The organism is Armatimonas sp. (assembly GCF_031410135.1).
In the GTDB taxonomy this organism is placed as follows: Bacteria; Armatimonadota; Armatimonadia; order Armatimonadales; family Armatimonadaceae; genus Armatimonas.
This window is the reverse complement of sequence record NZ_JANNYP010000657.1, coordinates 1-10,829: the sequence shown is the minus strand read 5'-3', so window position 1 is coordinate 10,829 and position 10,829 is coordinate 1. Positions and strand designations below refer to the sequence as shown.

The following is a 10,829-nucleotide window of genomic DNA, read 5'->3' as shown; positions in this document are numbered from 1 at the left end:
CGATCAGCCTGTGGTCTGGGACAGTGCGCTTGTCAGTGAGTTCTACCTCGATGGCCAGCGCGGCAAAATTGCGTCGGGGAGCGCGTCGGGCAACCGGCTCACTCTCACGCTCACTGAGCCGACGACGGCGAAAGCGATTACCTACCTGGACAGCGCGGTTTGGAGCCAGAAACGGCTGCTACGAGGCGCGAACGGAATCGCAGCGCTGACGTTCTGTAATGTTCCTCTCCCATAACACCATGAGCAAAATTGCAGTTTTAGACTACCTGAAGAGCATTGACGGCAAGCAGACGGTCTCTGGGATTCACAACCGGGAGCCCAATGCCAAGCCCACGCTCCAGACCGATGAGATCTTCAAGCGGACGGGCAAGTACCCCGGTCTCTGGAGCGGCGATTTTCTCTTTAGTAAAGCCGATGTCGAGAACCGCTGGATAATGATAAAAGAGTGCAAGCGCCAGTGGGAGCAGGGCTCCCTTGTCCAGCTCTTGACCCATGTCGCGCCGCCCAACCAACCCGAGGTCTGCCGCTGGGAAGGCGGGATCATGAGCCACTTAACCGATACCCAGTGGACGGACTTGGTCACGGAGGGCGGCGAGCTCAACAAAGCCTGGAAAGAGCGCCTTGATGGCTACGCTGTGTACTTACAGTTTCTCAAAGATGCAGGCGTCCCCGTGCTCTTCCGGCCTCTGCACGAGATGAACCAGGGCAAGTTCTGGTGGGGCGGACGGCCCGGGTCTGAGGGCACGGCGAAGCTCTACCGCCTCACCCACGACTATCTCACCAAGACCAAGAAGCTCACGAACTTAATCTGGACCTGGGACATGCAGGACATGAGCCGGGACTTTGTGGAGTACAACCCTGGGAGCCGCTACTGGGAGGTCTTCGCCTTTGATATCTACGACCAGGGCTTTAACAAAAGCTGGTACGACTATATCCTGCCAATAGTCGGCAATAAACCCATGGCCATCGGCGAGTGCGACCGACTCCCGACTCCCAAAATTCTCACCGAGCAGCCGCGCTGGTGCTTTTTCATGAGCTGGGCCGAGCTGACGTTTGAGAAAAACTCCGACGAGCAGATCCGTGCTCTGTACACGTCCGCGAGTGTTGTGACGCGCGACGAGCTGCCCAAGTTTAAGTAAACATTGGGATCGCTGCTGCCGATAGCTCCCCAGTCCGGCACAGACTTCGTTTCCCGAAGGGCGACGCCCACTTCAGTGGGCGGAGACGATTCGGAAAAAAAGCTCCAAAGCTTCATTTGTTCCTCATTTCCCTTTGATACAGTCTTCCTATGAACATAGAGAACACAAAAACACGCGTTGGCGTACTACGATTGCAGGGCCAGTTTCAGCTCGTGGCAACGGATCCGGTGCCCATTGCGGCGGGCGAGCTACTTTTTCGGATCGAAGGAGATCAGACAAGCCACCCGACACGCTACTCGGTTCAGATCGGGAAACAAACCCATATTGATCTAGGAGAGCAAGCACTAGAGACGATTTTGGATCGCTATTACTGGCGCTTCATGAACCATCACTGTGAGCCTAACGCCTGTCTTCGAGGGCGTGATGTCTATGCGACCCGCATCATTCAGCCCTGGGAAGAGATCACGTTTAACTACAACACCACTGAGTACGAGATGGCTGAGGCGTTTACTTGCCAGTGCAAGAGCGCACGCTGCCGAGGTGACATTCAGGGATTTAAACAGCTTACCCCTGCCGAACAAGAGGCACTTCGTCCCTGGCTCGCCCCCTATCTCCTTTGTCTACTCGATACCAACTAAAACCCGTACAATAGGGCCAGAATGACAACCCCTACTTGTCTCCACGAGTTCTTTGAACACTCCGTGCGTACCTGGCCCAATGCCATCGCGATTGATGTCCCTTCAAGCCCCACCCATCCGGAGCGCCACACGCTCACGTACCTCCAGCTTGCGCACGCGGCGGAAGCGCTTCGTGTGCAGTTTCAAGATGAAGTTATCGGCGAGTGCGTGGTTGCAATCTTGCTCTCCCGAGATATGGCGCTTCTCTATGCGGCCCAGCTTGCCGTCTTGCAATCTGGGGCAGCGTATGTCTGCATTGATCCCTCGTTTCCCGATCAGCAAGTCCGCGAGATTCTTAAAGACTCCGACGCCGTCGCACTTCTAACAGACACACGTGGCCAAGCCCGCGCCAAGCACGGCGCATTCCCGACAAGGGCCATTAACCTCTCCTCCACAGCATCTTTCCCATGTTCCCCTTTCCCAGTGAGGAACGAACGCCCGCACCCAGAGGGTACCCGGGGGCTAGGGGGGAGGTTCACGGAGAGGTTAGCCTACGTCATCTACACCTCGGGCACTACGGGCAAGCCCAAAGGCGTCTTGATCGAGCACCAGAGTATTGTCAGCTTGGTGCACTCGGATCTCACAGAGTTTGGACTGGGGCCAGGCGACCGGGTGGCACAGGGCTCGTCGCCCGCCTACGACTCCTCAGTCGAAGAAATCTGGCTGGCGCTGGCATCGGGTGCGACAGTGGTGGCAATGGACGACGAGACGGCGCGGTTGGGGCCGGACTTGGTGGGCTGGCTCCAACGCGAGCGCATCACGGTGCTCTGTCCACCGCCCACGCTGCTGCGAACGACGGGCTGTGAGAACCCGAAAACCGCACTGCCGGAGCTGAAGCTGCTCTATGTCGGGGGCGAGGCGCTGCCACGTGATATCGCGGACCGCTGGGCGCGGGGGCGACGACTGGTCAATGGCTACGGCCCCACCGAGTGCACGGTCACGGCTCTCCGCGGCGAGATTCGCGTGGGAGAGCCGATTACCATTGGCACGCCCGTGCCAGGCTTGCAAGCCTGGGTGCTGGATAGTGCGCTCAACGAAGTTATTGACGGAGTTTCGGGCGAACTCTGCCTCGGGGGAATCGGGCTGGCGCGGGGCTACCACAAGCGGCCTGAGCTGACGGCGGAGAAGTTTATCGTCCATCCAACTTTTGGGCGGCTCTACCGAACGGGCGATCTGGTTCATTGCGACCCTGAGAGCGGCGCGTTTCACTACCACGGACGGCTCGATTCCCAAGTAAAGCTGCGCGGCTACCGGATCGAGCTGGAGGCGATTGAGACCTGCCTGGCCCAGTGCGAGGGCGTGCGTGAGGCGGCGTGCTGTGTCCAGAACGATGGCAACGATCTGGTCGCGTTTATCGTCCCAACGGAGGCGACTCAGCCGCCGGACTTCGACACGCTCAAGGCCGCGCTCCGTGAGGCCCTGCCCTCCTACATGATCCCCGCGCTCTTTGGCGTGCTGGCGGAGCTGCCTAAAAGTGTCGGGGGCAAGCTCAAGCGCGAGAGCCTCCCCACGCTCAGCCGCGTGGTGCCGCGCTTGTTGCGCGAGCTTGTTGCACCGCGTACCCTCCTGGAAAAATCGCTCCTCGCGGCGTTTCAAGAAACGCTGCTGCTCCCAGAAGCGCTCTCTCTCGACGAAGACTTCTTCCTAGAGCTCGGGGGCACCTCGCTCCAGGCCGCACAGCTGATCTCGCGCCTGCGCACGAACCCTGCTACGGCGTCGCTCACGGTTCGCGATCTCTACGAAGCCCGCACGGTTGCCGCACTCGCGCAGAGAGTGTCACCCGTAACCTTGCCATCGTCTGGGCATGCCTCTCAACAAACGCAGCGACAGGCGCACCTGCCGCTGGACACAAAGGGTGAGCGACGCACGGGGGTTCTCCAGAGTCTCTGGCTTTTGCTGGAGCTCACTCTGGCTTCGTTTGCGGCCTACAGCGGCTTTTTTACGCTTCTTCCGGCGCTATTCTCGCGTCTGGGACTGATGATGGTGATCATTCTCACGCCGCTCTTGCTTTTTCTGGGGCTGGCGCTCTACACGCCTCTGGCGGTATTTTTTGCTGTCTTGGTGAAGCGCCTGCTGATCGGCAAGTACACCTCGCGCCGTGAGCCGGTCTGGGGGGATTTCTACCTGAGACACTGGATCGTAGTGCAGACAGCACGACTGATTCCCTGGCCGGTGCTTGTGGGAACCGAGTTTCAGTGCATGGCGCTTCGGGCACTGGGGGCGCGGATCGGGCAGCGCGTACATTTGCATCGCGGCGTGGATCTGACTCAGGGTGGCTGGGACTTGCTCGAAATCGGAGACGATGTCACCGTGAGCCAGGACGCGTCTCTTCGTCTCGTCGAGCTGGAGAACCGTGAGCTCGTTATTGGCCCCATCTCCCTCGGCACGGGCGCGACACTCGATGTCCGGGCAGGTGTCGCACCCGGCGGAAGTTTAGAAGCGGGAGCCTCTCTCGCCGCGCTCTCCTCACTGCCCGCAGGCAAGACGATTCCGGCGGGCGAGCATTGGGACGGCATTCCTGCAACACCCGCTGGTGCGGCACCCGCTGCACCCGCACTGGCTCCGATCCTCTCGCCGCTGGCCTACAGCCTTGCGCTGCTGCTCGCGCAGAGCGCTCTCTGGGCGGTGCTTGCGCTGCCCCTAGAGCTGCTCAATCTCGGGGCAGTTGTCTTGTTTGGGCTGGAGACGCAGAGCCTGACACGCTCGCTGCCACTCTTTCTGGGCCTCCTGACGCTGGCGCTGCCTCTCACGCTGGCACTGGAAGCCCTAGCGGTGCGTGCGCTGGGACGCGTCTCGGAGGGTGTGCTCTCGCGCTGGAGCCTGGCCTATATTCCCATCTGGCTCAAGGCGGGCTTGGTAGACTCCGCGAGTGAGTGGCTCAGTGGTGCTCTCTTCTGGCCCCTCTGGCTCCGTGCGGCGGGGATGCGTGTGGGGCGAAGCTGCGAGATCAGCACAATTATTGATGTGATCCCTGAGCTGATCGAGATCGGGCCGGAGACGTTTTTTGCGGACGGCATCTATCTAGGCGGCCCCATAGTGCACCGCGGCACGGTGACGCTTGCAAAGGTGAAGATCGGCACCAATGTTTTTCTCGGCAACCATGTGGTCGTCGCCGGGGGCCAACACTTGCCCGACGATATTCTACTAGGTGTCTGCACGGTCGCCGATGACAAGTACATGACGAGCGGTACGTCTTGGTTCGGACACCCGCCTTTTGCGCTCCCCCGCCGCGAGATTGTCGCTTATGATCGTGAGCTTACCCACAACCCATCCCTCCTCCGCTATCTGGATCGCTTGTTCTGGGAGACGCTCCGGTTTACCTTGCCGGTGCTTCCCGTGCTCGTCGTCGCGGAGAGCTTACGGGGGATGACAGACCACGCCTGGGCCGCGCCGCTGGTCGCCCTTGCGGGAGCGGCAACGCTCTGCCTGGCGATCTTAGCGCTCAAGTGGCTTCTGTTGGGTCGCGCTCGGCCTGGAACGCACCCACTCTGGTCGTGCTGGTGCAGCCGCTGGGACTTGCTCTACGTCGCCTGGGGAGTCTATGCCCGCGGGACGCTCACGGCGCTCGAAGGCACTCCGATGCTGACTTGGTATCTGCGTGCGATGGGCCTGAAGCTCGGGCGCGGCGTGGTACTGGGCAGCGGCTTCTCGCAGGTGGTAGACCCCGATATGATCGAGATCGGTGACGGAGCCACGGTGACGGCGGCCTTCCAAGCCCATACGTTTGAGGATCGTGTGCTGAAGCTCGCCAAAGTCCGAATCGGTGCGAACGCAACCGTGGGCAGCAACACCGTCCCACTCTACGGAGCCATCATCGGCGAGGGAACCAATGTCGCGCCGCACAGCGTGATCATGAAAGACGAGTTTCTACTTCCGAACCAGCGCTACGAAGGAGCCCCTACCCGGTGAGCCGCCTCCCCGCCCTTGATGTTGCCCGTGGAGTCGCCGTCTTGGGAATGATCTACATGCACCTCGTCGGCTCCAAGCTTGCCACGATTCTCGAAGGCCGCGCGGCGGCGCTTTTCTTTCTGCTTGCGGGAATGGCCTGGGCGCTCCAAATGAAGCGCTCACGCGGGATGCCTCGGACGGTAAACCTCCCGGCTCTAGGGCCTTTGGCCGCCTCCTCGTCCCTCGTCGGTAAATTTCGCCGAAGGCGCGGCGGAGGCACGACGCCCCATAGCCCGACGATCTCCGTCGCGGCTTCTTCGCCCCAAGGAAGATTAATGCGCCGTGCTCTGACGCTCGCGGTTTTCGGGGCAATTTTCCATCACTTCGTCTGGCCGACCGAGGTTCTCGTACCACTGGCCCTGATGATGGTGCTTTGTTTCGGGCTTGGGCACGGGAAGAAAGGCCAGCGCGTGATCGGGGCCGCGTTTGTTCTGGTTCTGATTGCCACACCGCTGAGCCAGCTACGCTTTGGGCACTTTATCGCAACGGACTGGCAGGACGATGGGAGCCATCTCATGGACCATGCTTTTGGGGCGGTGACGCTGCGGGGGCTTGTCTTGGATGGAAACTACCCGCTTCTTCCGTGGCTGGCGCTGCCTCTCTTGGGAATGAGCGCCGTCTCGGGAGCGGGGCTGACACGCACACGTGCCCGTCGCTGCTTCTGGGGCGCACTGAGTGTCACGCTTATCACGCAGCTCTGGGGGGAGCAGCTTGGCCCGGCGACTTGGATTCCCACCACACTGCCGTTTCTGCTCCGCATCGGCAGTAGTGCCGCTGCATTGATCGCGGGCCTGCTCTGGTGGGAGAGTGCACGCGGCTTGCCAAAGATCACGCAGCCACTGGGCTTGCTCGGACGCGCCTCGCTCACGCACTACGTTCTGCACATTGTCGCCGTCTTCGCCCCGCTACGCCTGCTCTACCCCGACGAAGACTGGCCCGCGCGTACCGGGCTTCTGGCTTACTTTGGCTATCTTAGCCTTGCGCTCCCGCTCACCCTCCTCTGGTTTCGCCGTTTCCCCCGAGTGCCGCTAGAGAGCCTCTGGGCACGGGCCTAGAAATCCGTGCTGACCTTGTCCAAGCTCAGGGGCTTGATCCAGGCGTTTCGGTAGCGCACATCGTGACCTTCACACTGGAGCTTGAGTCCTTGCGGTGTGTCCGTGATCCCACGTCCACTGTCGTTGCCACCGTCCACCCCCGAGGCTGCCCCGCCCCAGACTTGCTGAATCGGGACATCAGTGTGGGCTTTCTGGCCATTGAGATAGATCGTCGTGTGGGCTTTCTCGATAAGCTTGCTGTCTTTAAAGCGCGCCGCCCGAAAGACAATATCATAGGCATTCCACTTGCCGAGGCCATGATACGCATGATAGGGCGCGGGCTGCTCATTGATCACCGCCCCGAGGCCATGCGTCGTCCGATCCCCATCGCAGATCTGGATCTCGTAGCGGTTCTGCAAATAAACGCCGCTGTTGCCACCCTGCCTTGCGATCCAGAACTCGATATGTAGCCGAAAGTCTCGGTAGGTCTGTTTCGTGACGATATCTGCCGCCCCATAGACCCCTCCGGCAGCGGCAGGATCGTCGGTCTGTACACACATGCCGCCATCTATGGAATCTTGAACAACCGGCCACTTGATCGGCAGCGACGAGCGAAAGCGAGGGCCTTGCCAGTAGGTCCATTTCTCGTCGAGGGTCTTTCGTGTGCCATCTATCAGAATCTCAGCACCGGGGATGGGCCTCGCGCCCACCCCAAGCTCCTTGCGTTTTTTGGGGTACGGAGGCACCGTGCGCCCCGCAGACTTTGCTCGCTCCAGAAGCGCTTTAAGCTCCAGCACGCGGCTTGGTTGCTCGGCATAGCGGTTGACGCGCTCCGCAGGATCGGCCTTGAGGTGAAACAGCTCGCCGGGCTGACCGTGTGGCGGGCTGGGGCGCAGCGACTCAGGCTCCCCCTTGCCGTTGTCATTGCCGCTGGGGGCGTTGATAAAGACCCAGTCGCCCTTTCGGATCGCAAACTTTCCGGAGGCGGCCTGATGTACGGTTGGAGTATTTCGGCGCATGCCGGGCTTTCCCTGAAGCGCGGGGAGCATGTCCACACTATCTTCTGCGGCGTTTTCGGGAAGCTCGGCTCCCAAAACCCCAGCCAGCGTGGCCATCAAGTCCACATGGCAGATCGTTTCCTTGCAGACAGAGCCAGAGCGAATTTTCCCGGGCCAGCGTGCAAGAAAGGGCACCCGGTGACCCCCCTCCCACATATCGCGCTTCACCCCGCGTAGCCCACCACGGCTATCGTGGCCAAATGTCCCGATCCGCTCGTAGGCTCCGATTCCGACTTCTCCTGCCACCTCGGGGCCATTGTCCGATGTGAAGATCACCAGCGTGTTTTTCTCCACCCCTAGCCGCTTGAGCGCCGCGAGCACATCGCCCACCACGGCATCGGTCTGCGCGACAAAGTCCCCGTACGCCCCAACCTTGGTCTTGCCCTGCCACTCTTTCGAGGGCACGATGGGAAAGTGCGGCGAGGTCAGCGGCAGGTAGAGAAAGAACGGCTTCTCGGGGCTCTTGCTCGCCTTCTCTAGCCAGCTCACGGCACGCCTGCCCACCTCAGGCAAGATGTCCTCCAGCTTCCAGCCATCGAGAATCGGGCCGGGGCGGTTGATCTGACCCTCTTTTTCAGTGTGTCGCGTGGGCACTCCCACCGTTCGGTCGTTCTCAATAAAGCAATACGGCGGGAAGTTGGGCAAGTCCACACCAAAATAGTCATCAAACCCGCGCTCAGTCGGCCCCTCCATGATGCGCTTGGTGAGATCGACATTGGTTGGCCCCGCGTTCACGCCCTTGGGCGGTGCCCCATCTTTGGTTGCCCAACTCCAGCCCAGATGCCACTTTCCAAAGCACGCTGTTGTGTAGCCGTGGCCCCGCAGTAGTAGCGCCACATTCAGGCGATCTCGCTCTAAAATAGACTTGCCCCAAGGAGCGACCACCCCGTTTTTCAGAATCCCCCGCCACGCATAGCGCCCCGTGAGCATCGCGTAGCGTGTGGGGGAGCACACCGAGGCGGGCGCGTGGGCATCCGTGGCACGCACGCCCTCGCGGGCAAGCTGATCCAAGTTCGGTGTGGGAATCTTCGAGGTCGCGTTGTAGCAGCTGAGATCCCCGTAGCCGAGGTCATCCGCAAGAATCACGACAATATTGGGCCGAGTAGGCGACGTTGCAAACATGCGAAAAGGTTCACCAAAATCGTGTACAATACCTGCATGCAGGCTACCGCAGAAACACGACAGCGGATGCTTCTGGCAGGAGTGGGGCTCCTCACTCCAATGGTGCTTCTGGCCGCCTTTGGCCTCTTCGACCGCTACACCACCCACACACCCAGAGATCAGTTCGGCTCACGCTTTGCCTCGGACTCACCCACTCCTGAGATGCTCGCCCGAATCCGTCAGGTACACCAGGAGCTTGTCGGATATGCCAAGCAAGCAAACTGGCAGAAAGTAGCCCAGCGCGCGGCGGATACCTGTGGCCCGAGCTGTTCCCCGTCTATCGTCTCCCTCCAGGCAGAGGCCTACTGGCACCTGGGCAAGCGTGAGCTGGCAGCGAAGCTCTGGAGCCCTCGCTATGATAGTGCCACACCGGCAGGACAGGCAGATATTCTCGCCCTCCAGGGAAATTTTAAGAGCTACACAACTTTCACACAGACGCTACTCAGCGCCCCCGACGCTGAAAGTGATGGCAATCCCAACGACCGTGCCTGGGCACTAATCCTCCTTCCCAATGCCCTCAAAGACTACAAACCCGCCGTGATACTCAGCGAGCGGGGGGTGCAGCTCGCTCCCCAAATGCCTCCTGAGGGACGCGCCAATGCGCTCAACACCCTAGGGGTCGCGCTCTACCGTGCCGGACGGTTTCATGAGGCCATCGCAACGCTTGAGGAGAGCGAAGCGCTCCTAAAAGAGCCAATGAACACGGTCTTTTTAGCGCTTGCACACCACAAGCTCGGGCAGCAGGGGAAAGCCCGCGCCCTAGCAGACCTCTACTATAACTTCCTCCAAGCCTCCCTGGGTGACGACTCGCGAAACCGCCCGGAGTATCTCCTCTTTGAAAAAGAGCTGAGGGTAGTCTTGCCTCCGCTCCAGAAAGCAACCACCTCGTGACCCCTCCTACCTCCGCCTCCGCCTCAGACACCACATCGGCCCGTGCCTCGCTCTTAGTTTTAGGAACCGCTGCGTTTCTGGTTCAGGCCGACTCCCGTGTCATGGACCCGCTCCTCAAGCTTATCGCCGGTGATTTTCACACCACCAAAGAAGGGGCGACCATTGCCCTGACTCTCTATGCCTTCGCCTACGGTCTCTTTCAGCTTTTCTATGGACCACTAGGCGATAGAGTCGGCAAGCTCAAGGTGATGGCGGGGGCACTGGCGCTCTTTTCCCTAGGAGAGGTGCTGGGGACACTCATGCCCAATCTTCCCCTCTTCACCACCCTGCGCTTTCTCACCGGAATGGCCGCCGCCGCCGTGATCCCGCTCTCACTGGGCTATATCGGCGATAAGTTTCCCTACCAGGAGCGCCAGGTTACCCTCGGACGGTTCATGAGCGCCTTGATGCTCGGGCAGATTCTAGGGAGCAGCCTGGGAGGAATCTTTGGGGAGTTTTTAAGCTGGCAGGTGATTTACCGCCTCTTTGCGGGTGCCTCTCTGGTCATGGCCGTGATGCTCTGGCGAGAGAGCAAGCGCGTCCCTGAGGAGCCGCGCCCTGATCGGAAGTTCTCGTTTGCGCCTTATCTGACGCTCTGGGCCATGCCACAGGCTCGGATTGTTCTGGGAACGGCCTTTGTCGAGGGCTTCTTTATCTTTGGCGGCCTTCCGTTTCTAGGAGCCTCCCTCAAAGAGCGCTTCGGGCTTTCCTATCTCACCATCGGGCTTTTGCTGGCGTGCTTTGGTATCGGGGGGCTTATCTACAGCGCGAGCGTGAAAAAGCTTGTGCCTAAGATCGGCGAGCTGGGGACACTACTCTTGGGCGGCTCGCTCTTGCTCGCGGGCTACTCGCTGATCGGGTGGCTTCCGGTCTGGTGGCTCT

Annotated in this window: 7 protein-coding genes and 1 pseudogene; 7 read left to right on the top strand and 1 reads right to left on the bottom strand. The window is 60.6% G+C overall.

The window, feature by feature from the left end:
* The 5 genes and pseudogenes from RMO15_RS24045 to RMO15_RS24025 form a co-directional block, all read left to right on the top strand.
* Positions 1-235, top strand: a pseudogene (locus RMO15_RS24045) (hypothetical protein); the annotation flags it as partial.
* Positions 236-239: 4 nt separating this feature from the next.
* Positions 240-1,139: a glycosyl hydrolase gene (locus RMO15_RS24040; protein WP_309718487.1), complete on the top strand. Its 900-nt coding sequence runs from the start codon at positions 240-242 to the stop codon at positions 1,137-1,139.
* 149 nt (positions 1,140-1,288) lie between these two features.
* Complete coding sequence (locus tag RMO15_RS24035; RefSeq protein ID WP_309718484.1) at positions 1,289-1,777, top strand: SET domain-containing protein-lysine N-methyltransferase; 489 nt, start codon at positions 1,289-1,291, stop codon at positions 1,775-1,777.
* Between the two features lie 21 nt (positions 1,778-1,798).
* Positions 1,799-5,725 carry an amino acid adenylation domain-containing protein gene (locus RMO15_RS24030; protein ID WP_309718481.1) on the top strand — a complete coding sequence of 1,309 codons (3,927 nt, stop codon included), beginning with the start codon at positions 1,799-1,801 and terminating at the stop codon, positions 5,723-5,725.
* Positions 5,722-6,819: a DUF418 domain-containing protein gene (locus RMO15_RS24025; protein ID WP_309718478.1), complete on the top strand. Its 1,098-nt coding sequence runs from the start codon at positions 5,722-5,724 to the stop codon at positions 6,817-6,819. The genes RMO15_RS24030 and RMO15_RS24025 overlap by 4 nt, the downstream gene beginning before the upstream one ends.
* On the opposite strand, the gene RMO15_RS24020 is transcribed toward RMO15_RS24025, so the two are convergent.
* Entirely contained in the window at positions 6,816-8,978 is a 2,163-nt protein-coding gene (locus RMO15_RS24020; RefSeq protein WP_309718475.1) for a sulfatase-like hydrolase/transferase, read from the bottom strand. The two genes, RMO15_RS24025 and RMO15_RS24020, sit on opposite strands and share 4 nt — an antisense overlap.
* 36 nt (positions 8,979-9,014) lie before the next feature.
* Between RMO15_RS24020 and RMO15_RS24015 the strand changes: the two genes are divergently transcribed.
* Positions 9,015-9,908: a CDC27 family protein gene (locus RMO15_RS24015; protein WP_309718472.1), complete on the top strand. Its 894-nt coding sequence runs from the start codon at positions 9,015-9,017 to the stop codon at positions 9,906-9,908.
* A partial coding sequence (locus RMO15_RS24010) for an MFS transporter (protein ID WP_309718469.1) occupies positions 9,905-10,829 on the top strand: 925 nt, incomplete at its 3' end. The genes RMO15_RS24015 and RMO15_RS24010, both read left to right, overlap by 4 nt.

Coding starts and splice junctions, on each gene's coding strand:
- RMO15_RS24040 (WP_309718487.1), top strand. CDS start 240: ATGAGCAAAATTGCAGTTTTAGACTACCTGAAGAGCATTGACGGCAAG.
- RMO15_RS24035 (WP_309718484.1), top strand. CDS start 1,289: ATGAACATAGAGAACACAAAAACACGCGTTGGCGTACTACGATTGCAG.
- RMO15_RS24030 (WP_309718481.1), top strand. CDS start 1,799: ATGACAACCCCTACTTGTCTCCACGAGTTCTTTGAACACTCCGTGCGT.
- RMO15_RS24020 (WP_309718475.1), bottom strand. CDS start 8,978: ATGTTTGCAACGTCGCCTACTCGGCCCAATATTGTCGTGATTCTTGCG.
- RMO15_RS24015 (WP_309718472.1), top strand. CDS start 9,015: ATGCAGGCTACCGCAGAAACACGACAGCGGATGCTTCTGGCAGGAGTG.